Source organism: Cupriavidus sp. GW823-FHT07B10 (genome assembly GCF_058794355.1).
The window spans coordinates 134,343-159,499 of record NZ_JBXAGS010000001.1 but is presented as its reverse complement, the minus strand read 5'-3'; the positions used below and the strand labels follow the sequence as shown (position 1 = coordinate 159,499).

Here is a 25,157-nt window from a genome sequence, read left to right as displayed (position 1 = left end):
CGGGCTCAGCCTGCGTGCCTGGGCAGCGGGTGCCCCGGCATCAGGTCGTAGGGGTGCTTCCAGCCCGGCAGCGCACGGATGCGCTCGGCCCAGGCGTGGATATGCGGATACTCCTTGCGCCAGTGCACGCCGATCTCGTCGTCGAAGAAGACGTAGCCCGACAGCGAGAAGTCCGCGATGGTGGCGCGCTCGCCCAGCAGGAACGCTCGCCCGGCCAGTTGCGCGTTGAGCACGTTCCACGCGCCTTCGCAGCGCGCGCGGAAGAACTCCAGCACGGCCGGGTCCGGCGACCTGGCAAAGGTGCGCATGAAGCGATAGGTGGCGGTGTAGGAGGTGAACTTGTGGTTGTCGAACAGCAGCCAGCGCAGCACCTCGGCGCGCTCGGCCTCGTCGCGCGGGCCGTGGGCATCGAGGCGCGTGGCCAGCGTTTCCAGGATGGCACCGGACTGCGACAGGCGCTGGCCGCCGCACTCCAGCACCGGCACCTCGCCCATCACGTTGATGGCGCGGTATTCGGGCGTGCGGGTCTCGCCGTTGAAGAAATCGACGAAGCGCGGCTGCCACAGCTGCTGGCCGCGCTGCACGCCGACGGTCTCCAGCAGCAGCGCCACCTTGTAGGCATTGCCGGACTGGGCAAAGCAATACAGCAGGTACTCAGGCTCATTCCGCTTCTCGATGCTCATGATGTCTCCCCGATCATGTCGCCATCCACATAGAGCCAGCGCGGTGCCTCGCCAGGCGCGCGCGGCTCGCGTACAAAGCGGCTGCGTTCGTGCAGCCGCATGGCGCGCCCGCCTACCTTGTAGCGCGCCACGAACTCCACTTCGGCATGCGCATCGTCCTGCTGCGCATGCGCCTTCACCGTGAGCCCGAGCCAGCGCGTGGCGGTATCCGGCAACAGGTCGGCCGGGCAGGTCGATGCATGCCAGGTCTGCCGCAACCATTCCATGTCGTTCAGCACATAGGCGCTGTAGCGGGAGCGCATCAGTGCCTCGGCATTGGGCGGCAGTGCCTCGCCACGATGGAAGCGGCCGCAGCAGGCGGCATAGTCCGCGCTGCCGCACGGGCACGGCACCGGTCCGGCCTTGGGCAGGCGGCCTGCCGCTTTCGCGGTCATCCCACCAGCTCCGGCAGGTCGCGCATATCGGTGAAGATGGTGCCCGCGCCGGCCTCGCGCAGCAGCGCGGCATCGTTGCGCTCGGCGTAGCCGAACACCGTCATGCCGGCGGCAACGCCCGCGGTCACGCCGGTCGGGCTGTCTTCCACCACGGCGCAGCGCGCCGGCTCAACGCCCATGGTGCGCGCGGCCAGCAGGTACACATCGGGCGCGGGCTTGCTGCGTGCCACTTCGGTGGCGGAGAAGATATGCTCGCGCTCATCCTGCTGGAACAGCTCGACCAGGCCGGTCCTGGTCAGTTGCAGCTTGACCTTGACGCGGTCCGCACCCGACGCCACGCACACCGGCATGCCGGTGGCGGCGATCTTGCCAATCGCCTCGCGCACATGGGCGACCGCAGCGACTTCGGCTTCCAGCACCGCATTGCGGCGCGCCAGCCAGGTCGACAGCCAGTTCTCGGGCAGCGGCGCGCCGCGCATGCGCTCGATCATCTCCAGCTCTTCGCGCACGGCGCGGCCGAGAAACAGGCGCGTGGAGTCTTCCAGCGAGATCTCGATGCCAAGCTCGTTCAGCATCTGGTTGAGCACGCGGTTGACGATGGGCTCGCTGTCGACGAGCACGCCGTCGCAGTCGAAGATCACGCAATCGAATCGGCCGGAATGGCCACGGGTTGCTGCAGTCATGCGGGTTTCTTTTCCTTGGTGTCCAGGCTCGGCACAGCCCGGAGTTCAGTCTGGCGGCGGCTCTTCAGGTGGGCCTCGACCTGGTCGAAGCGGTCGAAGCCCCAGAACGGCTCGCCATCGATGATGACGAAGGGCGAGCCGAACACGCCCTTGGCCATCGCCACGTCGATCTCAGCCTTGAGCTGGTCCTTGATCTGGTAGCTGGTGGCGCCGGCATCCAGCGCCTGCACGTCCACGCCCAGCGGCTCGGCCAGCTTCATGATCTCGGCCGGCTCGGCGATATTGATGTCGTCGACGAACAGCGCGCGGTACACCGACTTGGCAAAGGCCGCGGCGATGTCATCGCCGTGGTGGTTCTGCAGCCACAGCATGGCGCGCGCGGCGTGCGTGGTGGGCAGCGGGAAATGCGTGGGGCGCTTGTACTCGATGCCGTGGAAGCGCGCGGTGCGCTCGAAATCGCGCCACGAATAATCGCCCTTGAGCGGCAGCTGCGGCAGCGGCGAGGCGCCGGTGGTCTTGAACACCACGCCCAGCAGGATGGGATGCCAGGCGACGATGCGCCCGTACTTCTGCGCCAGGTCGTCGATGCGGGTACTGGCAAAGTAGCCGTAGGGCGAAGAGAAATCAAAGTAGAAGTCGATCGCTGCGGTCATGTCGGGGCCCTTCTTGTTGTGGTTGCCGGTACGGGGATCAGGGAAGCGTGCCGCCTTCGCGGCACACACCCCATCGTACGCGCATCGCTAGGCCAGCGCGCGCGCGATCAGGATCTTCTGGATATCGCTGGTGCCCTCGTAGATCTGGCACACGCGCACGTCGCGGTAGATGCGCTCCACCGGAAAGTCGCTGACGTAGCCGTAGCCGCCGAACACCTGGATCGCATCCGAGCACACCCGCTCAGCCATCTCGCTGGCAAAGAGCTTGGCCATGGCCGCTTCCTTCAGGCACGGGCGGCCGGCGTCGCGCAGCGCGGCGGCGTGCCACACCATCTGGCGCGCCACGTCGATGCGGGTGGCCATCTCGGCCAGGCGGAACTGCACCGCCTGGTGCTGGAACAGCGGCTGGCCGAAGCTCTCGCGCTCCTTGGCATAGGCCAGCGCCGCCTCGAACGCGGCGCGCGCCATGCCGATGCTCTGCGAGGCGATGCCGATGCGCCCGCCTTCCAGTCCCGACAGCGCCATCTTGTAGCCGCCGCCCTCGTCGCCGAGCAGGTTGGCCGCCGGCACGCGACAGTCCTCGAACAGGATCTGCGCGGTGTCCGACGAATGCTGGCCGAGCTTGTCCTCCAGCCGCGCCACCACGTAGCCCGGGGTCGAAGTCGGCACGATAAAGGCGCTGATGCCGCGCTTGCCTGCGGCCTTGTCGGTCACGGCCAGCACGATCGCCACGTCGGCGTTCTGGCCGCTGGTGATGAACTGCTTGACGCCGTTGAGCACGTAGTGGTCGCCATCGCGTACCGCAGTGGTACGCAGCGCCGACGCATCCGAGCCCACGTGCGGCTCGGTCAGGCAGAACGCGCCCAGCATCTCGCCGCGCGCCAGCGGCACCAGCCACTGCTGCTTCTGCGCCTCGCTGGCGAACGACATCAGCATGCTGCACACCGGGCAGTTGTTGACGCTGATGACGGTGGAGGTGCCGCCATCGCCGGCCGCGATCTCTTCCAGGATCAGCGCCAGCGACAGGTAGTCCAGTCCGGCGCCGCCGTATTCCTCCGGCACCGCCACGCCGTAGGCGCCCAGCGCCGCCAGTTCGCGGTGCACGTCCTTGGGGAAGGTCTTGTCGCGGTCCCACTGCGCGGCCTGCGGCGCGATCACTTCCTGCGCGAACTGGCGCACGGCGTCGCGGATCATTTCCTGTTCGGGGGTCAGCAGCATGTCGGTTCGATGCTCAGTGTGCGTGCGCGCTTACCAGGGGATGGGCGTGCCGTCGTAATTGTGGAAGGTGCCGTTGTCGCGCCGCTTGACGCCGGCGAGCAACTGGCGCATGCCCTTGACGCTCTGCTGCACGGTCAGGTCGGCTTCCTGGCCGCCCATGTCGGTCTTGACCCAGCCCGGGTGCAGCGCGACGCAGGTGGCGTGGCGCGCATCGAGCGAGACCGCGCGCAGCGCCGCATTGGCGCCGGCCTTGCTGACGCGGTACAGCCAGCTGGTGCTGTGCTCCATCGCGGTGATGCTGCCCATGCGCGAGGACAGCACCGCCAGCACGCCGCCGTGGCCGGACTGGCCCGCTTCGACGTAGGGCAGCAGCAGCGGCAGCGCCATCATCGGGCCCAGCACGTTGACATGCATCACCCGGTCGAATTCCTGCGGCGTGACCGGTTGCGCGCCTTCGGTGCGGGGTCCCAGCACGCCGGCGTTGTAGATCGCCACGTCGAGGGCTTCGCCGTCGAGCTTCCAGCCCAGGCCCGCGACCGCGCCGGCATCGGACAGGTCGACCTGATGGGCTTCGGCGCCCAGCGCCTGCAATGCGCCGACGCCTTCAGGCGTACGCGCCGCCGCAATGACGCGCCAGCCGTCGGCACGGTACTGGCGCACGAATTCAAGGCCGATGCCGCGCGAGGCACCGAGGATCAGGACGGTTGGCAAGGCTGTGCTCCTTTGTCGGGCTGGCCGGAGCGCGAAACGGCTCGCCCGGCCACGGGTTCAGCAAACTGCCTCTGTCTTGCTCCCTCCCCCGCAAGCGGGAGAGGGGAGAAAACAAGCGGGAAGGAACGCGTTACAGGATCTCGATCCCCACCGCAGTCGCCTCGCCACCACCAATGCACAGGCTCGCCACCCCACGCTTGCCCCCGGTCTTGCGCAGCGCGCCGATCAGCGTGGTCATGATGCGTGCGCCCGAAGCGCCGATCGGGTGGCCCAGTGCGCAGGCGCCACCATGGATATTGACCTTGTCGCGCGGGATCTTGAGGTCGTGCATGGCCGCCATCGGCACCACGGCGAAGGCCTCGTTGATCTCGAACAGGTCGACGCTGTCGGTGGTCCAGTCCAGCTTGCGGTACAGCTTGGAAATCGCTTCCACCGGCGCGGTGGTGAACCAGCCCGGCGCCTGCGCGTGGGTGGTGTGGCCGAGCATGCGCGCGATCGGCTGCAGGCCCAGCTTCTTCGCGGTGGAGGCGCGCATCATCACCAGCGCCGAGGCGCCGTCGTTGATGGACGACGACGAGGCCGCCGTGATGGTGCCGTCCTTGGCAAACGCGGGCTTGAGCGAGGGGATCTTGTCCAGCTTGATGCGGCGCGGGCCTTCGTCGGTGTCGATCACGGTGTCGCCGCCCCTGCCGGACACCGTCACCGGCGCGATCTCCCAGCGGAAGTCGCCGTTCTCGGTGGCCTGCTGGGCGCGGCGCACGCTTTCCATCGCGAATTCGTCCTGCTGCTCGCGCGTAAAGCCGTACTTGGCGGCGCAGTCCTCACCGAAGGTGCCCATGGCGCGGCCCTTGTCATACGCGTCTTCCAGGCCGTCCAGCATCATGTGGTCGTAGATCATGCCGTGGCCGATGCGGTAGCCGCCGCGGCCCTTCGGCACCAGGTACGGCGCATTGGTCATGCTCTCCATGCCGCCGGCAATGGCGATATCGAACGAGCCCGCGATCAGCCCGTCGTAGACGGTCATGGCCGCGCGCATGCCCGAGCCGCACATCTTGTTGACGGTGGTGCAGCCCACGCCCAGCGGCAGGCCCGCGCCCAGCGCGGCCTGGCGCGCCGGGGCCTGGCCCTGGCCGGCCGGCAGCACGCAGCCGAACACCACCTCTTCCACCTGCTCGGGCTTCAGGCCGGCGCGCTCTACGGCGGCGCGGATGGCCACGGCGCCCAGCTGCGGCGCGGTGACGCTGGCGAATTCGCCCTGGAACGCAGCCATCGGCGTGCGGGCGGCTGAAACGATGACGATCTCTTCCATGTCGGGTCTCCTGGATCGGTGGATGAAGAAGCGGTGTGTGCGTCCGGTCAGCGGATCGACGCCTGCGGCGGATCGCCGTACTGGCGGTAGGCCGCGGCCAGTTGCTCGCGCAGTTCGTCGTTGCTGCTGGCGGCCATGCCCAGGTCGCGCAGCAGGCCGTCGGACACGCCGTAGACCCAGCCATGCACGGTCACCGCCTGGCCGCGGCTCCAGGCGTCCTGGAGCACGGTGGTCTGGCAGACGTTGTTGACCTGCTCGATCACATTGAGCTCGCACAGCCGGGTATGGGCATCGTCTTCGCGCAGCAGCGTGCCGAGATAGGCCTCGTGCTTGTCGGCCACGTCGCGCACATGGCGCAGCCAGTTGTCGGCCAGGCCGATGCGCTCGCGCTTGAGCGCGACCTTGACACCGCCGCAGCCGTAGTGGCCCACCACGGTGATATGGCGCACCTTGAGCACCTCTACCGCGAACTGGATCACCGCCAGCGCGTTCAGGTCGCTGTGCGCGATCACGTTGGCGATATTGCGGTGGACGAACACCTCGCCCGGGGCCAGGCCCAGAATCTGGTTGGCCGGCACGCGCGAATCGGAGCAGCCGATCCACAGGTACTCGGGCGCCTGCTGGTTGGCCAGGCGCATGAAGAAGGTGGGGTCTTCGGCGTTGACGCGGTCGACCCACTCGCGGTTGTTGCGGAACAGCTGGGCGATGGCGTCAGTCATGCGACCCTCCTTGCAGGACCAGGATCGGGAACGGCAGCGGTACCCTGCGCGCTGCCAGCTTCGCTGTAGCGGTGAATGAATCGCTCTGAACTGTGATAGGCAAAGAAGTCATGAACATGTCCGGCCAGCAGCCGGTCCTTGTGGCTCTGCCACATGGCAGGGTCGAAAAAGTCCGCATGGTGGCGCAGGAACGCCGCGCGCACGCGCGTGTCGCCCAGCAGGAAGGTGCGGAAGGTCTCGGGAAAGATGTCGTGCGGACGCACCGTGTACCAGACCTCGCCCGACATCTCCTCTTCCTCGTTGCGCGGCTGCGGCACGTCGCGGATGTTGCAGTCGGTCAGGTACTCGATCTCGTCGTAGTCGTAGAACACCACGCGCCCGTGGCGCGTGACGCCGAAGTTCTTGTACAGCATGTCTCCCGGGAAGATGTTCGCAGCGATCAGCTCCTTGACGGCGTTGCCGTATTCAATCACGCCGTGCTCGACCTGCTCGTCAGTGCCCTCCGTCAGGTAGATGTTCAGCGGCGTCATGCGGCGCTCGATATAGACGTGGCGGACCACGATCTCTTCGCCGCCATCCTTGCCGCGCTGGTACTCGATCATCGACGGCGCGTGCTGCTCGAACTCGCGCACCAGCGCCTCGTCGAAGCGCGAGAGCGGGAAGGCCACGTCGGAATACTCCAGCGTATCGGCCATGCGGCCGACGCGGTCGTGCTGCTTGACCAGCTGGTACTTGGACTTGACCAGCTCGCGCGTGGTTTCCTTGGGCGCCGGGAAAAAGTCCTTGATGACCTTGAACACGTACGGGTACGACGGCAGCGTGAACACCAGCATCACCAGCCCGCGGATGCCGGGCGCGACGATGAACTTGTCCGACGAATGCTGCAGGTGGTGCAGGAAGTCGCGGTAGAACAGGTTCTTGCCCTGCTTCTGCAGGCCCAGCGAGGTATAGATCTCGGCGCGCGGCTTGCGCGGCATGATGTCGCGCAGGAAGGTCACGTAGGCCGACGGGATCTCCATGTCGACCATGAAATAGGAGTGCGTGAACGAGAACAGGATCAGCAACTGTTCCTTCTTCAGCAGCACGGTGTCCAGCGTCAGCTTGCCCGAGGGGCCGTGCACGATCGGGATCGCCAGCGGGAAAGTGCGGTCGCCGTTCAGGATGCGGCCGATGATAAAGGCCGACTTGTTGCGGAAGAACAGCGACGACAGCGTATGGACCTGGAAATTCGGCGCGATGCGCAGGTCGCCGAAATGCTCGCTGACCGCGCGCACCACGTAGCCGATGTCGCGCTGCAGGTCCTCGAACGGGCTCTCCAGCTGGAAGTTGTGCACGATGCGCTCGAAGCACGCGGCCATGCCCTCGCGGCTGCCCGGGTAGTAGGCGCGGAAGGTGGGGCGCGTGGGCGATTCCTCGTTCTCGATGTACTCGGTCGAGATCGCCGGGCGCACGAAGATGAAATCGTTGTTGAAGTACGAGCGGTGCAGGATGCGCGTGCAGACCGAGTTGAAGAAGGTCTCGGCCAGCTCGGGCTGGTGGTGGTTGGTCAGCAGGCCGATGTAGTGCAGCTTGATCTGCTGCCAGATCTCGTCCTCGATGTTCTCGGCGTCGTACTCGTCTTCCAGGATCACGCTCGATTCGCGCACGCGCTCGTTGTAGAACGCAATGCGGTCGCGCTGGATCTGCTGCAGCCCGTGCCAGTCGCCGGCCTCGAACTTGAGCTTGGCCTGGTGGCTGACCTCGCGGAACAGGCGGTAATGCTTGTCGAACCCGTCGAGCATCGTTCTCGCCACATCGAAGGCAATCTGCGAGGAGAGCAGTTTGGGGAAGTGGGACATGGGTCGACGGGGGCCGGGAGAAATGTGCGGCGAGCGGTCTTGCGACGGGTACTGAGATTGTAATGGGGTTCGGGCGGGGGCTCCGGGTGATTTCGGCGCCCCCCTTGCGCTTTACATGGTTTCGGCGAACAGCTCGCGGCCGATCAGCATGCGGCGGATTTCCGAGGTGCCGGCGCCGATCTCGTACAGCTTGGCGTCGCGCCACAGGCGGCCGGCCGGGTATTCATTGATATAGCCGTTGCCGCCCAGGATCTGCACGGTCTCGCCCGCCATCCAGGTGGCCTTCTCGGCGGTGTACAGGATCACCGCGGCGCAGTCCTTGCGCACCTGGCGCACGTGCCCGCTGCCCAGCGCGTCCAGGTTCTTGCCGACCGTGTACAGGTAGCTGCGCGCGGCCTGCAGCGTGGTGTACATATCGGCCACCTTGCCCTGGATCAGCTGGAATTCGCCGATGCTCTGGCCGAACTGCTTGCGGTCGTGGATATACGGCGTGACCACGTCCATGCACGCCTGCATGATCCCGACCGGGCCGCCGGACAGCACCGCGCGCTCGTAGTCCAGCCCGCTCATCAGCACCTTGGCGCCGCCGTTCTCGGCGCCAAGGATGTTCTCGACCGGCACTTCCACGTCCTGGAACACCAGTTCGCCGGTGTGCGAGCCGCGCATGCCCAGCTTGTCCAGCTTCTGCGCCACCGAGAAGCCCTTCATGCCCTTTTCGACGATAAAGGCGGTCATGCCGCGCGCGCCCAGCTCAGGCTCGGTCTTGGCATAGACCACCAGCACGTCGCAGTCCGGGCCGTTGGTGATCCACATCTTGGTGCCGTTGAGCACGTAGCGGTCGCCCTTGAACTCGGCGCGCAGCTTCATGCTGACCACGTCGGAGCCGGCATTGGGCTCGCTCATGGCCAGCGCGCCGATCCATTCGCCCGAGACCAGCTTGGGCAGGTACTTCGCCTTCTGCGCCGGCGTGCCGTTGCGGTGGATCTGGTTCACGCACAGGTTGGAATGCGCGCCGTACGACAGGCCGACCGACGCCGAGGCGCGGCTGATTTCTTCCATCGCAATCATGTGCGCCAGGTAGCCCATGTTGGCGCCGCCGTATTCCTCGGCCACGGTGATGCCCAGCACGCCCAGGTCGCCCATCTTCTTCCAGGCGTCCATCGGGAACTGGTCGGTGCGGTCGATCTCGCCGGCGCGCGGGGCCAGCTCGGCCTGGGCCCAGGCGCGCACGGAGTTGCGCAGCATCTCGATGTCTTCGCCCAGATCGAATTTCAGGCCTGGCAGTTCGGTCATGATGGTCTCCTGTTTGGAATCGGTATGTGTGTCGGGTTCCGGATGGATGGCCGGAGCCGTCAGTTCAGACGTGGCCCAGTGTCTTGACCACGCACAGCGTCATCAGCATGGTGGCCACCTGCTTGCGGCGGCTGTCCTGCTCGACATAGACATCGCCCTGTGCCACGATCAGCGTGCGCCCGGGCTTGAGGACCCGCCCCACCGCCACCAGGCGTTCGCCCTGGGCGGGAGACAGCAGGTTGATCTTGTACTCGGCGGTCAGGCCCGCCTCATCTTCGCCCACCATCGTCAGCGCGGCGTAGCCGCAGGCGCTGTCTGCCAGCGCACCCACCACGCCGCCGTGGAAGAAGCCGTGCTGCTGGGTCACGCCGTCGGACCACGGCATGGCCAGCTCGACCTCGCCGCGGTCCACCCGCCGCAGGGTCGCGCCAAAGGTGGTCATCAGCCCCTGGCGGGAAAAGCTGGTGGCGATAGCGTCGGCGCGCGCGGCGGACAGCGATCCTGGTTCAGCGGGTACGGCACTGGCGTTGGATGACGTCATGGCGGAGTTCCGGTGTGAGAACGTTGGGTCGCCGGCAGCAACAGGCTGCGCGCGCTGTCGGGGTATTCTATTGACGTTTACGTAAACGTCAATCCCATCCGGCACGGATGCCGGTGGAAGTGCCGCTTCAGGCGACCGAGGTCCGGGCCGGCGCATCGCCGTCTTCCGTGGCCGGTTGCTGCTTGCCGGTCTGCGCGGCCAGCAAAGCCCTGCACTGGCGCTCATGCTGGTCGATCTCGGCCAGTTGCGCCTGCAGGTCTTCCATCTGCCGCTCAAGCGTGCGCCGGTGCGCCGCGAGCGAGTGCAGGAAGCGCTCCAGCTGCGGGGCTGTGTCGCGTGGTGACTCGTAGAGGTCAAGGATCTCGCGGATCTCATTGAGAGTAAGCCCCAACCTCTTGCCGCGCAGTGTCAGCTTCAGCCGGGTCCGTTCACGGCCGTTGTAGACCCGCTTGCGCCCGCCCGGCCCTTCGCGCTCCGGCGACAGCAGACCCTGGTCCTCGTAGAAACGGATGGCCCGGGGCGTGATGTCGAATTCACGCGCAAGGTCGGTGATGGTGTAGGTGGCGGAAGCCGCCGCTGGCGTCGCTGACATAGCCTGCCCAAAGAAAGTGAACGGTCGTTCGTTGTGAAGTCAAGTTTTCGCTTAAGATGGAAACGAACCCGTATGATTGACGTTTACGTTAGCGTCAACCAGATCGGCTGGCAACCGGTGCTTGCACGCCTTGCTCAATGCTTGGCGTGCCGGCAGAACGAGAAAGCCCGCGCCCCCGCGCCAGGCTTCGACCACGAGACTCCTCATGAACGCACTCGAACACCAGCTCCAATACCCGTTCGGCGACACCATGCCCGAGCCCGGCTCCAAGCAGGAAGTCGCCCCCGGCGTCTACTGGCTGCGCATGCCGCTGCCGTTCGCGCTCGACCATATCAACCTGTGGCTGCTGCGCGACCGCCTGGACGGCCGCGACGGCTGGACCATCATCGACTGCGGCATCACCAACGACATCATCAAGGGCCACTGGGAAACCATCTTCGCCAATGAGCTGGAAGGACTGCCGGTGGTGCGCGTGCTGGTGACGCACAGCCACCCCGACCACGTCGGCCTGGCGCACTGGCTGTGCAAACGCTTCGGCGTGCGGCTGTGGATGAGCCTGGGCGACTACATGAGCGCGCGCGTGATGGGCAGCGGCACCGGTGCCGGCTCCAGCGCGGGCGGCGACGCCGCCGCCGCGCACTTCGCGCTGCACGGCCTGACCGATGCCGACAGCCAGGAAAAGCTGCGCGCGCGCAAGACCTACTACCCGTCGCTGGTGCCGGAGCTGCCGGCGCAGTACCGCCGCATGATGGAGGGCGACACGGTGCGGATCGGCACCGATGCGGCGACCTCGGCCTGGCACGTGATCACCGGCTTCGGCCATTCGCCCGAGCATGTGGCACTGTACAACGCCGCCACCAATGTGCTGATCTCCGGCGACATGGTGCTGCCGCGCATCTCGACCAATGTCAGCGTGTTCGACATGGAGCCCGAAGGCAATTCGCTGCAGCTCTACCTGGATTCGCTCGGCAAGTACGAACCGCTGCCGCAGGACGTGCTGATCCTGCCCTCGCATGGCCGCCCCTTCCGCAACCTGCATACCCGCATCATGCAGCTGCGCGAGCACCATGCCGACCGCCTCGCCGAAACGCTCGAAGCCTGCGGCGAGAAGGCCTGCAGCGCGCACGACATCGTCAGCGTGATCTTCAAGCGCCAGTTCGACATCCACCAGATGACCTTCGCCATGGGCGAGTCGCTGGCCCACCTGCACTGCCTGTGGCACCGCGGCGAACTGGTGCGGGAAACCGGCGACGACGGCGTGATCCGCTTCCGCGCGGCCTGACTGGCCTAGTTGGCGGCCGCCAGTGCCGCCAGGTAGCGCACCCCGTCGATGGCGCGGCTGCCGTACCAGGACAGCATCTCGCCGTCGACCAGCAGCACCGGCTTGCCAAGCTGGCGCTCGAGCGCGTCGGCGTGGTCTTCGGTGAAGCGGTAGGGCTCGGTCGACAGCAGCACCAGGTCGAGCTCGCGCACCAGCGCGTCGCTCCAGCGGAAGGTGGGATAGCGATCGCCAGGCGCGTTGGGGCGGCTGCAGTCGCCGCCCGCGCAGGCCTGCAATGCGGCACTGCCCTCGGGCCAGGTGTGCCAGTTGGCCAATGCCAGCATGCGGCTGATATAGGTATCGCGCGACACCGTCATCCACGGGTCCTGCCAGATCGCATACAGCACGCGGCGAGCCGGCCACGCGCGCACGCGGATGGCATCGAGCTGCACCTGCAGCGCCGTGCACAGCGCCTCGGCCTCGGCGTGGCAGCCGAAGATCCCGCCCAGCAGCTGGTACAGCCCCAGGTTGTCTTCCGGCGCGCATGGATGGGTGACGATCACATTGGGCACGAATGCGCGGATTTCGTCCACGGTCTCGCGCCGGTTCTCATCGATATTGACCACCACGTGCGTGGGTGCCAGCTCGCGCAGCCGCGCCACGTTCACGTCCTTGGTGCCGCCGACCTTGGGCACCGCGCGCACGGCCGGTTCCGGGTGGATGCAGAAGCCGGTGCGTGCCACCATCTGCCGGGCCATCCCGAGCGCGAACAGCAACTCAGTCACCGACGGCACCAGCGACGCGATCCGCACCACCCCGCTGGCGGCGGCATGCTGCTGGCCGATGGCGTCGCGCCACATGGTCAGGGCTCCTGCGGCGGGTCGGCGCGCCGCGGCTTGCGCGGGGCGCCCGCGGCCAGCGCATCGTAGAGCCAGCGCGGCATCACGTGCAGCAGCGCCGCCACCACGCCCATCGGCCACGGAATCACGCGGAAGCGCCGTCCTGCCGCGATTACCCGCACGGCCTTGCGCGCGAACACGTCGGCATCGGTCAGGAACGGCATGCGGTACGGGTTGTGCGCGGTCATCGGCGTGCGGATATAGCCGGGCGCGATCGTGACCACGCGGATGCCGTGCGCGCGCTGCTCCAGCCGCAGGCTTTCCAGCAGCTTGATCACCGCCGACTTGGACGCGCTGTAGGCGCCCGCGCCCGGCAGCCCGCGCACGCCGGCGACACTGGCAATGCCCACCAGCGTGCCGCGGCGCCCGAAGTGGCCGGGCTCGCGCTCCTGCATCGCATGCATGAACGGCTGGAAGGTGGTCAGCACGCCGAACCAGTTGGTATCCATCACCTGGCGGAAGGCGTCGAGGTCCTCGCGCTCGCTGGCGACGGTGCCGACCGAGACCCCGGCATTGGCGATCACCACGTCCGGGCAGCCGAAATGGCCGAGGAAGTCTCCAGCGGCACGCGCCATGGCGTCGGCATCGCGCACATCGGCGCCGTAGACGCGCACCGCGCCCGGGTTGGGCAGCGTGGCGACAAACTCGCGCAGCGCGTCCTCGCGGCGCGCCACCAGCCCGAGGATGGCGCCTTGCGACGCGTATTCGCGCGCGAGAGCCTGGCCCAGGCCGCTGGAGGCGCCGGTGAGGAAGACTTTGAGGGGACGCATGAAGGCAGGGTTGCAGTCTGAAAAAAAACGGCTGGTACAGGATACCAGCCGTTTGGCTTGCTACTGGTGTTGGATAACCCTCGGCTTGCGAAGGTCGCCAGCAGATTACATCTTCTTCGCCTTAACCTGATCCACCAGGTAATCCATGGTCTGGATCGCGCCCTGCTTGTTGCCGGCAATCGACGGCGAGGTCACGTACTTGCCCTGCACCACCACGGTCGGCACGCCGTCGATCTTGTAGGCGTCGGCGATCTTGTTGGCGCGCTGCGAGTTGGTGGTCACCGTGAACGAGTTGTAGGCATCCAGGAAGGCCTTGCGGTCCACGCCGTTCTTGGCCATGAAGTCGGCGATCTCGTTGGGGTCCGTCATGCGCTTGCGGTCCACGTGGATGGCGTTGAAGACCTTGTTGTGCATGGCGTCGAGCTTGCCGATGGCTTCCAGCGCATAGAAGATCTTGGTGTGCGGCAGCAGGTCGTCACGGAACGCGACCGGCACGCGCTTGAAGACCACGTTGCCGCCCTGCTTCCTGACCCAGGCTTCCAGGTCCGGCTCGAAATCGTAGCAGTGCGGGCAGCCGTACCAGAAGAACTCGGTCACCTCGATCTTGCCCGCGGCGACCGGTTGGGCCGCCTTCAGGACCTGGTATTCCTTGCCCTCGGCGGGCGCCGCCCGGGACGGGGCGGACATCAGCAGGCCGCCCACGGCGGCGAACATGGCGAACAGTGCGGCGAGTTTTTTCATCTTGGTGCGGCCTTGCGGTTGGACGATGAGCGTATGACAGCGGCGGCGGCGTCCGGTTCAGCGAAACGCCGGCTGCTTCTGGTGACAACGTGTTGCGGCGGTTACCGGCGATTACTGCCAGTGCCGCCGGACACGACCGGAATAACGCCTGACCCTGCGGTCCGGCTTACTGCTTGGTGAAGCGGATCACCGAGGCCTCGAAGCCGGACGACTGCAGCCGGTCGCGTGCCTTGTTCATGTCTTCGATGCGGTTGAACGGCCCCAGGCGCACCCGGTACATCTTGACGCCGTTGACATCGCGCTCGGTGATCCGGGCTTCGAAGCCCTGCATCGCCAGGTTGGCCTTCTGGCGGTCGGCGTCGTCCGACGAGCGGAACGCGCCCACCTGCAGCAGGTAGCCCACCTTGTTGGCATCGGCCTGGGCGATCTCGGCGATCGGGTCGGCCACCGGCTTCTCGGCCGGCTTGCTGGCGACAGGCTTGTCAGCCGGCTTCTCCACGGGCTTTTCCACCGGCTTCTCGGCCGGACGGGCGACGGCCACCGGGGGTTGCTGGCCGTTCTGGCCATGCTGGCCGTTCTGCTTCGGTTCCGGCTCGGGCGCCTGGCCCACCGGCTTGGCCGGGGTCTTGCTCCACAGCGGCTTGTTGGGGTCGCTCGGGCCCTCGTCGGCGCGCTGGGCCGGCGGCGGCAGCTGGCTGGTGACATTGCCCGGCTCGCTCGGGCGCGGGGCACTCTTCTGCTGGAACGGGGTCGGCGACTTGGTGATGTACAGGGCGACCACCACGGCGATGGCCAGCCCGACGATCAGCCCGAGCACCAGGCCCAGGAACGTACCGCCGCGTTGCTGGTTGCGGCGGACATGGCGCGACTCGCGCTTGCGTTGCTGTTGCATGAAGTCCTCTTCGGTGATGCCGGGATTATAGGGCCAGCGCCGCCAACGGCAGCACTGGCATCGTCCTCGGGGCCGGACAGCCCCGTACCCCCGCGCGGGGGGCGCCGGACGCCTGCTTACATCCGGCGCGGGGCGGACACGCCGATCACCGCCAGGCCATTGCGCAGCACCTGGCGCGTGGCCGCCAGCAGCGCCAGCCGGGCGCGCTTGACGGCCTCGTCGTCAACCAGCACGCGGTCGGCGTTGTAGAAGGCGTGGAAGTCGCCGGCCAGGTCGCGCAGGTAGAAGGCGACCGCATGCGGCGCCAGCTCGGCGGCGGCGCCCGACAGCATGTCCGGGAACTCGGCCAGACGGCGGCCCAGCGCCTGCGCCTGGGCGCTGGCTTCGGGTCCGGTCACGGCGGACAGGTCGGCGCCGGCCAGCTCGGCCAGGCGGGCTTCCCAGTCCGCGCCGCCCCACGACTCGAAGATCGAGCAGATGCGGGCGTGGGCGTACTGCACGTAGTACACCGGGTTCTCGTCGTTCTGCTTGAGCGCCAGGTCGACATCGAAAACGAACTCGGTATCGGCCTTGCGCGACAGCAGGAAGAAGCGCACCGCGTCGCGGCCGCGGGTGAAGTGCTGCGGCCAGTCGGCCACGCCGGTATCCAGGCAGCCGCGGATGGTCTCGTCGCCGCCGTTGGACCATTCGATCAGGTCGCGCACGGTGACATAGGAGCCGGCGCGCTTGGAGATCTTGACCTCCTCGCCGTTCTTCATCACGGTGACCATCTTGTGCAGCACGTAGTCGGGATAGCCCTGCGGGATGCCCATGTCCAGGCCTTGCAGGCCGGCGCGCACGCGCGCGATGGTGCCGTGGTGGTCGCTGCCCTGCACGTTGATGACCTTGGTGAAGCCGCGCTCCCACTTGGTGGTGTGGTAGGCGACGTCCGGCACGAAGTACGTATAGGTGCCGTCGCTCTTCTTCATCACGCGGTCCTTGTCGTCGCCGTCGTCGGTGGTGCGCAGCCACAGCGCGCCCTCGCTCTCGTAGGTCTTGCCCTTGCCGACCAGCGACTGCACCGCGGCTTCGACACGGCCGTCGCTGTACAGCGACGACTCCAGGTAATAGCGGTCGAACTTGACGCCGAAGGCCTGCAGGTCGATGTCCTGCTCGTTGCGCAGGTAAGTGACGGCAAACTTGCGGATCGAGTCGATGTCCTCGACGTTGCCCGACGCGGTCACGGGCTCGCCGTCAGAAGCGCTGACGGTCTTGCCGGCCAGGAAGTCGGCGGCGATGTCGGCGATGTAGTCGCCGTTGTAGGCGGCCTCGGGCCAGCTGGCGTCGCCGGGCTTGAGGCCGCGCGCGCGCGCCTGCACCGACAGCGCCAGGGTCTGGATCTGCACGCCGGCGTCGTTGTAGTAGAACTCGCGGTGCACGTGCCAGCCCTGCCACGACAGCAGGTTGGCCAGCGCGTCGCCCAGTGCCGCCTGGCGGCCATGGCCGACGTGCAGCGGGCCGGTCGGGTTGGCCGAGACGAACTCCACCAGCACCTGGCCGTGCACGCCGCGCTCGCGCGCGCCGTAGTGGTCGCCCTCGGCCAGCACCGCGCGCAGCACGTCGGCCTTGGCGGCCGGGGTCAGGCGCAGGTTGATGAAGCCGGGGCCGGCAATCTCCATGGCCTGGACCAGGCCCTGCGCGCGCGTGTCGGCCTGCACGGCATCGACGATGCGCTGGGCCAGCTCGCGCGGATTGCTCTTGAGCGCGCGCGCGACCTGCATGGCGACGTTGCAGGCAAGGTCGCCGTGGGCTGCCACCTTGGGCCGCTCGAAGGTGACGGCGGGCAGGGTGGCATCGGCCGGGGCGAGCGCGCGCACCGCATCAGTGAACGCGGCGGCAAGATTAGAGGTCTGAACAGGCAGCATGGATGTCGGAAGCCCTGTGGGCAAGGTATTCAGGCACCGCCTTGGGCGGCGCCGTCGCCCGGAAGGCGGCAAGTGACGGCAAAGGAACAGTGAGTGCCGCGCCGCGCCGCGTGACAGGCATTGGAATCGGGAACGCCGAATTTTATCAGGTGCTATGCTGACATCATGCGCGAGGATGGCCCCGGGCCACAATCCGGGCCCAAAATCAGCGAGACTTCCCGCCCGGGGGAACGCCCCCGCCTCTCCGTGAAAGGAAAACACATCATGCTGATCACCTTCAAATCCCACGCCGCGCAGGACCTGATCATGATGAAGGATCTGGCGATGACGCTGCTGGGCATCATCGGCAAGCGCCTCGGGGAACGAGGGGTGATCACCGTGGAAGAGCTTCCAACCGCGATCCACAAGCTGGAAGCCGCGGTCGCCGATGCCAAGGCCCATCCCGCCAGCTCGGCCGTCGAAGCGGACACCGGCAACGACGAAGACGAGGAAGAACCGCTGCACCTGGGCCAGCGCGCCTACCCGTTCCTGGACATGCTGCGTGCCTCCCAGCGTGAGGGGGCCAATGTGATGTGGGGGGTGTGACGGGAACAGACGCCCGCTTGCGTGCGGCACGATCGCCGCGCGCCTAAAAAAGCGCCCGGCACCGCAGTGGGCTGCCGGGCTTCCGGACGAGGATTCCGGAAAGGGGGATTCCCTTGCAGGACCCGCCCGGCGTGCCGGACGGGTCCCGGTATCGGTCTGGTGGCTGGGGGGCGGGCCTAATCCTCCTCTGAATGGCGCCGGCCATTGGCCAGCAGCAGCCCGATCAGCGCCCCCACGGCCGCCGCGATCGCCACCGCCTTCAGCGGCGACTCGGCCACGCGGTGCTGGGCGTGTTCTACCGCACCATCCATGCGCTCGCGGGCGCGCATCATGCCGTCGGTGGTCTGGGCGCGCAGCCGATGGGCCATGTCGGTGGCCCGCTCGCGCAGGCGCTGCCCGGCGCGCATGCTCTCGGCAGAGCCCTCGCGCGCCAGCACTTCGATGGTGTGCTCCAGCTGGGCGATCAGCGCCTTGACCTCGCCGGATACCGGCGCTGCCGCATCGCGCGTGTCGCGCGCGGCATGCCTGATATGGCGGATGGCACTGTCGGCACTGTCGGACAGGTGGTTCAGTTCCTTCCTGACTTTCGGGTTCTGCGTCAGCATACGGTCTCCTCAGTTTCGGTCGGCGGTGGGGAAAGACGGCTCGCGGCCGGTGTCATCGCCCCCTGCGGACCAGGCCCATCACCGCGGCGACCAGCGCCACGACCAGGAAGATGAAGAACAGGATCTTGGCGATTTCCACGGCGCCGGCGGCAATTCCGCCGAAGCCGAAGATCGCGGCGATCAGGGCGATGACGAAAAATACGAGTGCATATTGCAGCATGGCTAGGCTCCCGAAGCAATCGGACCACGCCAGGCGCACTGGCTGGGCCCATGTGAGGGCTTGCGCCAAGGGGTGCAAGCTCATAGCCTCATCGTAGAAAGCCAGCCCGCGCACCAATACTGACAGCGAGCCGATTCCGCTGTCAGCCGAGTCCTACACGCACCCGGACGACGCCCGCGCGGGCCCGGCTTCAAGGTTGACCCATGGCGATCGATGTGATTCCATGGGCGCTCCCTGGCGCTGCGGCGGGCGAGCGGCGCGCCTTCACTAAACAGGAATTGCCCATGTTCAAGCAGTCCTTTCTCCCCCACACGCTGCTGCTGGCGGGCGGCATCCTGCTGACGCTGGCGGTGCTGGTGGCGTCGGAAACCGGCAATATCCGCCTGCGCGAAAGCTATACCGACGTGATCCGCTCGCAGCGCGTGCAGACCGAGCTGGCCGCGCTCAACGGCGAGCTGGTCAATGCCGAGGCCGGCCAGCGCGGCTTCCTGCTGACCGGCAAGGAAAGCTACCTTGAGCCGTACTACAAGGCCCTGCCGCGCATCGCCGAACTGATGGCGCAGATCCGCGCCGGCTATGCCAACGATCCCGAAGGCCTGAAGCAGTTCAGCGACACCTCCAAGCTGATCAACAGCAAGCTCAACGAGATGGCGCTGACGCTGGTTTACGGCAAGCGCGACCTGGAAGTGGCGCTGGACCTGATCCGCACCGACTACGGCAAAGAGACCATGGACAATGCGCGCCGCGGCCTGGACCAGCTGCAGGCGCGCGAGGCCGGCGCGGTCTCGCACCGGCTGGAAGGCGCCGAGAACGACGTGCAGCTGTCGCGCTACGGCATCGGCCTGCTTACCGCCATCAACATCACCCTGATGATGGCGGTGGGCGTGGGCCACGCCAAGCGCCTGTCGATGGCTGAGGCGGTGCGCACCCAGCTGGAAGAGGAAGGCGTGCGGCTGGACCGCAAGGTGCGCGCACGCACGCGCCAGCTGTCGGCGCTGGCCGCCCACCTGCAGCGCGTGACCGAGGACGAGAAGACACGCCTGGCGCGCGAGCTGCACGATGAACTGGGCGCCATCCTGACCGCGATCAAGCTGGATCTGCACTGGGTGCGCCGCAAGGTGCAGGAGGACCATCCGGTGGCGGCCGAGCGGCTGACGCGCGTGATGCTGCACGTGGACCAGGGCATCCAGATCAAGCGCCGCCTGATCGAAGACCTGCGCCCCACGGTGCTGCTGAACCTGGGCCTGCGCGCGGCGGTCTGCCAGCTGGTCGAGGAAGTGGGCGCGCGCAATGACTGGGAGACCGATGTCAGCGTGCCCGAGGACCTGCCTCCACTGCGCGACGAGGCCGCGATCGCGCTATACCGGATCGTGCAGGAATCGCTGACCAATGCCAGCAAGTACTCTGAAGCCAGGCACATCGATGTCAGCCTGGCCTGCCAGGACAACCTGCTGACGCTGACCGTGCGCGACGACGGCAAGGGCCTGCCGGCGGACTTCGACGCCGGCAGCACCGCCGGCCACCACGGGCTGCTGGGCATGGAGCAGCGCGTTACCGCGCTGGGCGGCAGCATGCAGATCGATTCCTCGACGCAGGCGGGCGTGCGCATCCACATCGAGGTGCCGCTGACGGAAGCGGTGCTGGCACCGGCGGAGGCGCCGGAAAATCAGGAGCCGGCGCGCGCCTGACGCGCACCGGCAGGCAGGGAATGATGAAGGAACGAGGGGCTGGGCCGGCTCAGGGCGCCGGCGCCGCGTGCTCCTCGATCACGCGGAACACCTGCTCGAGCTCGAGCGACTTGTCGAAGAAGTAGTCCGCGCCGGCCTCGGCGCACTGGCGGCGGTACATGCTGACCTGGGCGTGGTTGGTGTAGACGATGCGCACCGCGCCGGTGCCGATGCGCTGCATCGCGCGCAGCACATTGATGCCGTTGCCCTGGCGCAGCTGCAGGTCGACGATGACCACATCGTACTTGCCGGCGGCGAGCAGCCGCAGGGCCATGGCTTCGGTATCGGCCCAGTCCACGTTCTCGATGAACGGGAAATCCTTCAGGTATTCGAGCAGCATGCCTCGCAGGACCGCCGAGTCTTCAATCAGCAGTATGCTCAGCGCCCGGTAGGAAGTGTTCGAAGCCTGCTCCGACATGTTATGTATTGCTGGTCCTCGTCCGGTGCGGCCCATCGTGGGCTGCTATTCGACCAGGCCGTTCTTGATGGCGTAATAGGTCAGGTCAGCGTTGGTCTTCATGCCCATTTTCTCGAGAATGCGCGAACGATAGGTACTGACGGTCTTGACGCTGAGAAACAGTTCGTCGGCAATCACCGACACCGACTGCCCCCGCGACAGCTTGCAGAAGATCTGGAACTCGCGCTCCGACAGCATCTGGTGCACCGGCTGCTCGGTCGGCTTGTCGAGCCCGCCGATCAGCAGGTCGGCCACGGTGGCGCTCACGTAGCGGCGGCCCTGGGCCACCGTGCGGATGGCCTTGACCAGGTCGTCCGGGGCGCTTTCCTTGGTCAGGTAGCCAGAAGCGCCGGCACGGATCAGGTTGATCGCGTACTGGTCTTCCGGGTAGGTCGACAGGATCAGGACCGGCAATTCGGGCTTGCGCTGACGGATCAGCTTGAGCACATCGATGCCGTTGCGGTCGGGCATCGAGATGTCCAGGACCAGCACGTCGAACTCGGCATCGCGCAACTGCGCCATGACCTGGTCGCCGCTTCCGGCCTCGCCTGTCACCTGGATGTCGGGCTCTTCGGAAAGGAACTGGCGCAGCCCGGCACGCACAATCTCGTGATCGTCAGCGATCAGGATGCGGATCATGTGGGCTCCACTGGGTTGAACAGACCGGCACATGCCCGGTGCAGTCGGGTGCAGGCGGAACCGCCTGCGTTGATGTCATTGTAGTGCCGGGCGCGGGCGCGGGCTGTCGGTGTCAGGCTGACATTAGGCGGGGCCAGCGCCCACTAGGCACACCGATCGCGCACAAACGCAAAGCGGGACGGATGCGATCCGTCCCGCTTTGCTGCGGCGCGTCAGGGCTGAAACACCCTGGAGGGCCCTGGCGCCGCCGGCGCCGGTAAAAGGCCGGGCTAGTAGCTGGTTGCCAGTGACTGTGGACTAGCGCGCCAGGTTACTGCGCCTTGGCACCCGCTGCGGCACCGGCGCTCACATCCACGCTCGCGTCGGCCTTCGACTTCTTGCCCGACTTGGTGGCGTGCTTGCCGTGCTTGGCCTTGGTGCCGGCGTCTGCCGCGGCGCCGCCGGTGGCGTCGGCAGCAGTGCCGACACTCTTGTCGACCGCAGCGCCGGCGGTCGACAGACCCTTGTCAGCCGCCGAACCTGCTGCCGACAGGCCCTTGCTGGTCGCCGCGCCCGCAGTCGACAGACCCTTTTCGGCTGCGCCTGCGGCACCCGTGGCAGCGCTGCCGGCAGTGTTCAGGCCGCCCTGCGCTGCAGCGGCGGGAGAGGGTGTGGTCACCGATGCGCCGACATCGGCCTTCGTGCCAACGGAAACGCCGGTGCCTTGGGCCATGGCCAGCGAGGAAGCGGCAGCGATCGACAGAGCGGAGAGGGAGAGCAGCAGTTTCTTCATGGACAGACTCCTTTCAGGATGCCCCGCGGCGAAACATTCGCCGCGGTGATCACGCTGGTGATTGCGTGTATCGAGCCCTCAGTCTAGGGAGCCGGACTGCGCCGGTCTGTGAGGAGTTGAAAGGCTCTGTAAGGAGTTGTGAGGCGCCTGGCACGCCGCTCCGGCACGGCTTTGCCGGCCGCCTGCGGCGGTTTTCCCTGTTGCATCAACGGGCTGGCGGCGGGGCGATGCAGCCGCCCCTGCCGCCCTGCCGTCGCACCCGGTTACAGGTTGGGCGCCAGCGCGCGCTCCAGCGTGGCGCGGTCCTCGTGGCGGCGCGCCGCCATGTCGTCGAGCTGGTCCTGGCCGATCTTGCCGATGGAGAAGTAGGTCGACTGCGGATGCGCCAGGTAGAAGCCGCTCACCGATGCGGCCGGCGTCATCGCCAGCGACTCGGTGATGCCCATGCCGATCTCGGCCGCGTCGAGGAACTCGAACATCGGGCCCTTGACGGTGTGCTCCGGGCACGCCGGGTAGCCAGGCGCCGGGCGGATGCCGCGGTACGACTCGGCGATCAGCTGCTCGTTGCTGAGCTGCTCGCCGGCGTCATAACCCCACAAGTCCTTGCGCACGCGTTCGTGCAGGCACTCGGCAAAGCCTTCGGCGAAGCGGTCGGCCAGTGCCTTGAGCATGATCGCGCTGTAGTCGTCATGGTCGGCTTCGAACTGGGCTTCCTTCTTCTCCACGCCCAGGCCCGCGGTGACCGCGAACAGGCCGACGTAGTCGGCGATGCCGCTGTCCTTGGGCGCGACAAAATCCGCCAGGCAACGGTTGGGGCGGCGCACGCCATCGACCACCGGGCGCTCGCTCTGCTGGCGCAGGTTGTGCCAGGTCAGCGCGACCTTGCTGCGGGTCTCGTCGGTGTAGATCTCGATATCGTCGTCGTTGACGGTGTTGGCCGGCAGCAGCGCGATCACGCCGTTGGCGGTCAGCCAGCGTCCCTGGATCAGGCGCGACAGCATGGCCTTGCCGTCCGAGAACACCTTGCGTGCCGACTCGCCGACGATCTCGTCGTTGAGGATGTCGGGGAATTTGCCGGCCAGGTCCCAGGTCTGGAAGAACGGGCCCCAGTCGATGTAGTTGGCCAGTTCCGCCAGGTCGTAGTTGCGGAACACGCGCCGGCCGATGAACTTGGGCTTCGGCGGCACGTAGCTGCTCCAGTCGATCGGGGTCTTGTTGGCGCGCGCCTGCGCCAGCGTCACCATCGGCGTCGCCTTCTTGTTGGCGTGCTGGGTGCGGATGCGGTCGTAGTCGGTCTTCAGCTCGTCCAGGTACTTGGCCGCGCCTTCATCCGACAGCAGGCTCGAGGCCACGCTCACCGAGCGCGAGGCGTCCGGCACGTACACCACCGGGCCTTCGTAATTGGGCGCGATCTTGACCGCGGTATGCACGCGCGACGTAGTGGCGCCGCCGATCAGCAGCGGGATCTTCTTCACGCGGAAGTAGTCGTCGCGCTGCATTTCCGAGGCCACGTAGGCCATCTCTTCGAGCGACGGCGTGATCAGGCCCGACAGCCCGACGATGTCCGCGCCCTCGACCTTGGCGCGGGCCAGGATCTCGTTGCACGGGACCATCACACCCATGTTGACCACTTCGAAGTTATTGCACTGGAGCACCACCGACACGATGTTCTTGCCGATGTCGTGCACGTCGCCCTTCACCGTCGCGATCACGATCTTGCCGCGCGCCTTGACGTCGCCGCCGGCCTCGGCCAGCAGGCGCTTCTCTTCCTCGATGTAGGGCAGCAGGTGCGCCACCGCCTGCTTCATCACGCGCGCGCTCTTGACCACCTGCGGCAGGAACATCTTGCCCGCGCCGAACAGGTCGCCGACGATGTTCATGCCGTCCATCAGCGGGCCTTCGATCACCTCGATCGGGCGGCCGCCGCGCGCCTCGACCTGCTGGCGGACCTCTTCGGTGTCTTCGACGATGAAGGTGGTGATGCCATGCACCAGTGCATGCGCCAGGCGCTCGCCCACCGGCACCGGCTGCTCGGGCGTGCCGCGCCAGGCCAGGTTCTCTTCCTTCTTCGCGCCGCCGCCCTTGAAGCGGTCCGCGATCTCCAGCAGGCGGTCGGTGGAATCTTCGCGGCGGTTCAGGACCACGTCTTCCACGCGCTCGCGCAGCTCGGGATCGAGCTGGTCATACACGCCGAGCTGACCGGCGTTGACGATGCCCATGTCCATGCCCGCGCCGATGGCGTGGTACAGGAACACGGTGTGGATCGCCTCGCGCACCGTGTCGTTGCCGCGGAACGAGAACGACACGTTGGACACGCCGCCGCTGACCTTGGCGTACGGCAGGTTCTGCTTGATCCAGCGCGTGGCCTCGATGAAGTCCACCGCGTAGTTGTTGTGCTCCTCGATGCCGGTCGCGACCGCGAAGATGTTCGGGTCGAAGATGATGTCTTCCGGCGGGAAGCCGACGTCATTGACCAGGATGTCGTAGCTGCGCTTGCAGATCTCGGTCTTGCGCTCGAAGGTGTCGGCCTGGCCTTTCTCGTCGAAGGCCATCACCACCGAGGCGGCGCCATAGCGGCGGATCAGCGCGGCGTGGTGGCGGAACTGTTCCTCGCCCTCCTTGAGCGAGATCGAGTTGACCACGGGCTTGCCCTGCACGCACTGCAGGCCGGCCTCGATCACTTCCCACTTGGACGAGTCGATCATGATCGGCACGCGTGCAATGTCCGGCTCCGAGGCGATCAGGTTCAGGAAGCGAACCATGGCGGCCTTCGAGTCCAGCATGGCCTCGTCCATGTTGATGTCGATGATCTGCGCGCCATTCTCGACCTGCTGGCGGGCCACCGCCAGCGCCTCGTCGAACTGGCCATTCAGGATCATGCGCGCGAAGGCCTTGGAGCCGGTCACGTTGGTGCGCTCGCCGACGTTGACGAACAACGTGTCGTCGTCGATGGTGAAGGGCTCGAGGCCGGACAGGCGCATCGGGCGCGGGGGCAGTTGCTTGTCGGTCAT

At 67.0% G+C, this 25,157-nt stretch carries 26 protein-coding genes; 3 read left to right on the top strand and 23 right to left on the bottom strand.

All coding sequences use genetic code 11. From position 1 onward, the window contains the following. Window positions 1–5: 5 nt before the first annotated feature. From AC1Q6V_RS00815 to AC1Q6V_RS00760, 12 genes are all read right to left on the bottom strand, one after another. The gene (locus tag AC1Q6V_RS00815) at window positions 6–683 is read right to left on the bottom strand and encodes a glutathione S-transferase family protein (RefSeq protein WP_454751425.1); all 678 of its coding nucleotides are present in this window, start codon (window positions 681–683) and stop codon (window positions 6–8) included. Then, complete coding sequence (locus tag AC1Q6V_RS00810) at window positions 680–1,117, bottom strand: YchJ family protein (RefSeq protein WP_010813263.1); 438 nt, start codon at window positions 1,115–1,117, stop codon at window positions 680–682. The genes AC1Q6V_RS00815 and AC1Q6V_RS00810 overlap by 4 nt, the downstream gene beginning before the upstream one ends. Beyond that, window positions 1,114–1,800 (bottom strand): HAD family hydrolase, encoded by a 687-nt coding sequence (locus tag AC1Q6V_RS00805; protein ID WP_010813262.1) that lies wholly within the window; start codon window positions 1,798–1,800, stop codon window positions 1,114–1,116. Before AC1Q6V_RS00805 ends, AC1Q6V_RS00810 begins: the two co-directional genes overlap by 4 nt. Next, the gene (locus tag AC1Q6V_RS00800) at window positions 1,797–2,453 is read right to left on the bottom strand and encodes a 2-hydroxychromene-2-carboxylate isomerase (protein WP_010813261.1); all 657 of its coding nucleotides are present in this window, start codon (window positions 2,451–2,453) and stop codon (window positions 1,797–1,799) included. The genes AC1Q6V_RS00805 and AC1Q6V_RS00800 overlap by 4 nt, the downstream gene beginning before the upstream one ends. A gap of 87 nt (window positions 2,454–2,540) precedes the next feature. Continuing rightward, on the bottom strand, window positions 2,541–3,671 hold the full coding sequence (locus AC1Q6V_RS00795; RefSeq protein ID WP_058698937.1) for an acyl-CoA dehydrogenase family protein: 1,131 nt from the start codon (window positions 3,669–3,671) through the stop codon (window positions 2,541–2,543). A 30-nt stretch (window positions 3,672–3,701) separates the two neighbouring features. Continuing rightward, on the bottom strand, window positions 3,702–4,382 hold the full coding sequence (locus tag AC1Q6V_RS00790) for an SDR family oxidoreductase (protein WP_010813259.1): 681 nt from the start codon (window positions 4,380–4,382) through the stop codon (window positions 3,702–3,704). Between the two features lie 130 nt (window positions 4,383–4,512). Continuing rightward, window positions 4,513–5,691, bottom strand: a complete 1,179-nt coding sequence (locus tag AC1Q6V_RS00785; protein ID WP_011614382.1) for an acetyl-CoA C-acetyltransferase — start codon at window positions 5,689–5,691, stop codon at window positions 4,513–4,515. Window positions 5,692–5,738: 47 nt separating this feature from the next. Further along, the gene (can, locus tag AC1Q6V_RS00780; protein WP_010813257.1) at window positions 5,739–6,410 is read right to left on the bottom strand and encodes a carbonate dehydratase; all 672 of its coding nucleotides are present in this window, start codon (window positions 6,408–6,410) and stop codon (window positions 5,739–5,741) included. After that, complete coding sequence (aceK, locus tag AC1Q6V_RS00775) at window positions 6,407–8,248, bottom strand: bifunctional isocitrate dehydrogenase kinase/phosphatase (protein WP_010813256.1); 1,842 nt, start codon at window positions 8,246–8,248, stop codon at window positions 6,407–6,409. Before aceK ends, can begins: the two co-directional genes overlap by 4 nt. A gap of 111 nt (window positions 8,249–8,359) precedes the next feature. Continuing rightward, window positions 8,360–9,541: an isovaleryl-CoA dehydrogenase gene (locus AC1Q6V_RS00770; RefSeq protein WP_492316699.1), complete on the bottom strand. Its 1,182-nt coding sequence runs from the start codon at window positions 9,539–9,541 to the stop codon at window positions 8,360–8,362. Between the two features lie 64 nt (window positions 9,542–9,605). Beyond that, window positions 9,606–10,082: a PaaI family thioesterase gene (locus AC1Q6V_RS00765; RefSeq protein ID WP_010812873.1), complete on the bottom strand. Its 477-nt coding sequence runs from the start codon at window positions 10,080–10,082 to the stop codon at window positions 9,606–9,608. A 127-nt stretch (window positions 10,083–10,209) separates the two neighbouring features. Next, window positions 10,210–10,674, bottom strand: coding sequence for a MerR family transcriptional regulator (locus tag AC1Q6V_RS00760; protein ID WP_011614379.1), 465 nt, complete (start codon window positions 10,672–10,674; stop codon window positions 10,210–10,212). 205 nt (window positions 10,675–10,879) lie between these two features. Between AC1Q6V_RS00760 and AC1Q6V_RS00755 the strand changes: the two genes are divergently transcribed. Beyond that, window positions 10,880–11,956 (top strand): MBL fold metallo-hydrolase, encoded by a 1,077-nt coding sequence (locus AC1Q6V_RS00755; protein WP_454751126.1) that lies wholly within the window; start codon window positions 10,880–10,882, stop codon window positions 11,954–11,956. Window positions 11,957–11,961: 5 nt separating this feature from the next. Here AC1Q6V_RS00755 and AC1Q6V_RS00750 read toward each other — a convergent pair whose 3' ends face one another. The 5 genes from AC1Q6V_RS00750 to argS all read right to left on the bottom strand — a co-directional run bounded on the left by AC1Q6V_RS00750 (window position 11,962) and on the right by argS (window position 17,141). After that, window positions 11,962–12,795: a helical backbone metal receptor gene (locus AC1Q6V_RS00750; RefSeq protein WP_010812876.1), complete on the bottom strand. Its 834-nt coding sequence runs from the start codon at window positions 12,793–12,795 to the stop codon at window positions 11,962–11,964. A gap of 2 nt (window positions 12,796–12,797) precedes the next feature. Then, window positions 12,798–13,604 carry an SDR family oxidoreductase gene (locus AC1Q6V_RS00745; protein WP_011614377.1) on the bottom strand — a complete coding sequence of 269 codons (807 nt, stop codon included), beginning with the start codon at window positions 13,602–13,604 and terminating at the stop codon, window positions 12,798–12,800. Window positions 13,605–13,709: 105 nt separating this feature from the next. Next, on the bottom strand, window positions 13,710–14,345 hold the full coding sequence (locus AC1Q6V_RS00740; RefSeq protein ID WP_011614376.1) for a thiol:disulfide interchange protein DsbA/DsbL: 636 nt from the start codon (window positions 14,343–14,345) through the stop codon (window positions 13,710–13,712). 166 nt (window positions 14,346–14,511) lie between these two features. Next, entirely contained in the window at window positions 14,512–15,237 is a 726-nt protein-coding gene (locus AC1Q6V_RS00735) for an SPOR domain-containing protein (RefSeq protein ID WP_010812879.1), read from the bottom strand. 116 nt (window positions 15,238–15,353) lie between these two features. After that, complete coding sequence (gene argS, locus AC1Q6V_RS00730) at window positions 15,354–17,141, bottom strand: arginine--tRNA ligase (RefSeq protein ID WP_010812880.1); 1,788 nt, start codon at window positions 17,139–17,141, stop codon at window positions 15,354–15,356. Between the two features lie 264 nt (window positions 17,142–17,405). Between argS and AC1Q6V_RS00725 the strand changes: the two genes are divergently transcribed. Beyond that, window positions 17,406–17,726 carry a DUF1840 domain-containing protein gene (locus tag AC1Q6V_RS00725; RefSeq protein WP_010812881.1) on the top strand — a complete coding sequence of 107 codons (321 nt, stop codon included), beginning with the start codon at window positions 17,406–17,408 and terminating at the stop codon, window positions 17,724–17,726. 176 nt (window positions 17,727–17,902) lie between these two features. Here AC1Q6V_RS00725 and AC1Q6V_RS00720 read toward each other — a convergent pair whose 3' ends face one another. Together AC1Q6V_RS00720 and AC1Q6V_RS00715 are read right to left on the bottom strand one after the other, a co-directional pair. Continuing rightward, window positions 17,903–18,331 carry a DUF883 family protein gene (locus tag AC1Q6V_RS00720; protein WP_010812882.1) on the bottom strand — a complete coding sequence of 143 codons (429 nt, stop codon included), beginning with the start codon at window positions 18,329–18,331 and terminating at the stop codon, window positions 17,903–17,905. A 52-nt stretch (window positions 18,332–18,383) separates the two neighbouring features. Next, window positions 18,384–18,551 (bottom strand): DUF1328 domain-containing protein, encoded by a 168-nt coding sequence (locus AC1Q6V_RS00715; protein ID WP_010812883.1) that lies wholly within the window; start codon window positions 18,549–18,551, stop codon window positions 18,384–18,386. Window positions 18,552–18,835: 284 nt separating this feature from the next. Between AC1Q6V_RS00715 and AC1Q6V_RS00710 the strand changes: the two genes are divergently transcribed. Then, window positions 18,836–20,239 (top strand): sensor histidine kinase, encoded by a 1,404-nt coding sequence (locus AC1Q6V_RS00710; protein WP_011614375.1) that lies wholly within the window; start codon window positions 18,836–18,838, stop codon window positions 20,237–20,239. Window positions 20,240–20,288: 49 nt separating this feature from the next. Here AC1Q6V_RS00710 and AC1Q6V_RS00705 read toward each other — a convergent pair whose 3' ends face one another. The 4 genes from AC1Q6V_RS00705 to metH form a co-directional block, all read right to left on the bottom strand. Continuing rightward, window positions 20,289–20,696 carry a response regulator gene (locus AC1Q6V_RS00705; protein WP_010812885.1) on the bottom strand — a complete coding sequence of 136 codons (408 nt, stop codon included), beginning with the start codon at window positions 20,694–20,696 and terminating at the stop codon, window positions 20,289–20,291. Window positions 20,697–20,741: 45 nt separating this feature from the next. Beyond that, window positions 20,742–21,374 carry a response regulator gene (locus AC1Q6V_RS00700; RefSeq protein ID WP_010812886.1) on the bottom strand — a complete coding sequence of 211 codons (633 nt, stop codon included), beginning with the start codon at window positions 21,372–21,374 and terminating at the stop codon, window positions 20,742–20,744. 310 nt (window positions 21,375–21,684) lie between these two features. Then, entirely contained in the window at window positions 21,685–22,146 is a 462-nt protein-coding gene (locus tag AC1Q6V_RS00695; RefSeq protein ID WP_010812887.1) for a hypothetical protein, read from the bottom strand. Between the two features lie 263 nt (window positions 22,147–22,409). Then, entirely contained in the window at window positions 22,410–25,157 is a 2,748-nt protein-coding gene (gene metH / locus AC1Q6V_RS00690) for a methionine synthase (protein WP_010812888.1), read from the bottom strand.

Excerpts from the sequence above, each read along its gene's own strand:
- AC1Q6V_RS00710 (WP_011614375.1), top strand. The coding sequence starts at position 18,836 with ATGTTCAAGCAGTCCTTTCTCCCCCACACGCTGCTGCTGGCGGGCGGC.
- AC1Q6V_RS00760 (WP_011614379.1), bottom strand. The coding sequence starts at position 10,674 with ATGTCAGCGACGCCAGCGGCGGCTTCCGCCACCTACACCATCACCGAC.
- AC1Q6V_RS00755 (WP_454751126.1), top strand. The coding sequence starts at position 10,880 with ATGAACGCACTCGAACACCAGCTCCAATACCCGTTCGGCGACACCATG.
- AC1Q6V_RS00800 (WP_010813261.1), bottom strand. The coding sequence starts at position 2,453 with ATGACCGCAGCGATCGACTTCTACTTTGATTTCTCTTCGCCCTACGGC.
- AC1Q6V_RS00750 (WP_010812876.1), bottom strand. The coding sequence starts at position 12,795 with ATGTGGCGCGACGCCATCGGCCAGCAGCATGCCGCCGCCAGCGGGGTG.
- AC1Q6V_RS00720 (WP_010812882.1), bottom strand. The coding sequence starts at position 18,331 with ATGCTGACGCAGAACCCGAAAGTCAGGAAGGAACTGAACCACCTGTCC.
- AC1Q6V_RS00740 (WP_011614376.1), bottom strand. The coding sequence starts at position 14,345 with ATGAAAAAACTCGCCGCACTGTTCGCCATGTTCGCCGCCGTGGGCGGC.
- AC1Q6V_RS00705 (WP_010812885.1), bottom strand. The coding sequence starts at position 20,696 with ATGTCGGAGCAGGCTTCGAACACTTCCTACCGGGCGCTGAGCATACTG.
- aceK (WP_010813256.1), bottom strand. The coding sequence starts at position 8,248 with ATGTCCCACTTCCCCAAACTGCTCTCCTCGCAGATTGCCTTCGATGTG.
- AC1Q6V_RS00700 (WP_010812886.1), bottom strand. The coding sequence starts at position 21,374 with ATGATCCGCATCCTGATCGCTGACGATCACGAGATTGTGCGTGCCGGG.
- metH (WP_010812888.1), bottom strand. The coding sequence starts at position 25,157 with ATGACCGACAAGCAACTGCCCCCGCGCCCGATGCGCCTGTCCGGCCTC.
- AC1Q6V_RS00745 (WP_011614377.1), bottom strand. The coding sequence starts at position 13,604 with ATGCGTCCCCTCAAAGTCTTCCTCACCGGCGCCTCCAGCGGCCTGGGC.
- AC1Q6V_RS00735 (WP_010812879.1), bottom strand. The coding sequence starts at position 15,237 with ATGCAACAGCAACGCAAGCGCGAGTCGCGCCATGTCCGCCGCAACCAG.
- AC1Q6V_RS00810 (WP_010813263.1), bottom strand. The coding sequence starts at position 1,117 with ATGACCGCGAAAGCGGCAGGCCGCCTGCCCAAGGCCGGACCGGTGCCG.
- argS (WP_010812880.1), bottom strand. The coding sequence starts at position 17,141 with ATGCTGCCTGTTCAGACCTCTAATCTTGCCGCCGCGTTCACTGATGCG.
- AC1Q6V_RS00725 (WP_010812881.1), top strand. The coding sequence starts at position 17,406 with ATGCTGATCACCTTCAAATCCCACGCCGCGCAGGACCTGATCATGATG.
- AC1Q6V_RS00770 (WP_492316699.1), bottom strand. The coding sequence starts at position 9,541 with ATGACCGAACTGCCAGGCCTGAAATTCGATCTGGGCGAAGACATCGAG.
- AC1Q6V_RS00805 (WP_010813262.1), bottom strand. The coding sequence starts at position 1,800 with ATGACTGCAGCAACCCGTGGCCATTCCGGCCGATTCGATTGCGTGATC.
- AC1Q6V_RS00765 (WP_010812873.1), bottom strand. The coding sequence starts at position 10,082 with ATGACGTCATCCAACGCCAGTGCCGTACCCGCTGAACCAGGATCGCTG.
- AC1Q6V_RS00815 (WP_454751425.1), bottom strand. The coding sequence starts at position 683 with ATGAGCATCGAGAAGCGGAATGAGCCTGAGTACCTGCTGTATTGCTTT.
- can (WP_010813257.1), bottom strand. The coding sequence starts at position 6,410 with ATGACTGACGCCATCGCCCAGCTGTTCCGCAACAACCGCGAGTGGGTC.
- AC1Q6V_RS00715 (WP_010812883.1), bottom strand. The coding sequence starts at position 18,551 with ATGCTGCAATATGCACTCGTATTTTTCGTCATCGCCCTGATCGCCGCG.
- AC1Q6V_RS00785 (WP_011614382.1), bottom strand. The coding sequence starts at position 5,691 with ATGGAAGAGATCGTCATCGTTTCAGCCGCCCGCACGCCGATGGCTGCG.
- AC1Q6V_RS00795 (WP_058698937.1), bottom strand. The coding sequence starts at position 3,671 with ATGCTGCTGACCCCCGAACAGGAAATGATCCGCGACGCCGTGCGCCAG.
- AC1Q6V_RS00695 (WP_010812887.1), bottom strand. The coding sequence starts at position 22,146 with ATGAAGAAACTGCTGCTCTCCCTCTCCGCTCTGTCGATCGCTGCCGCT.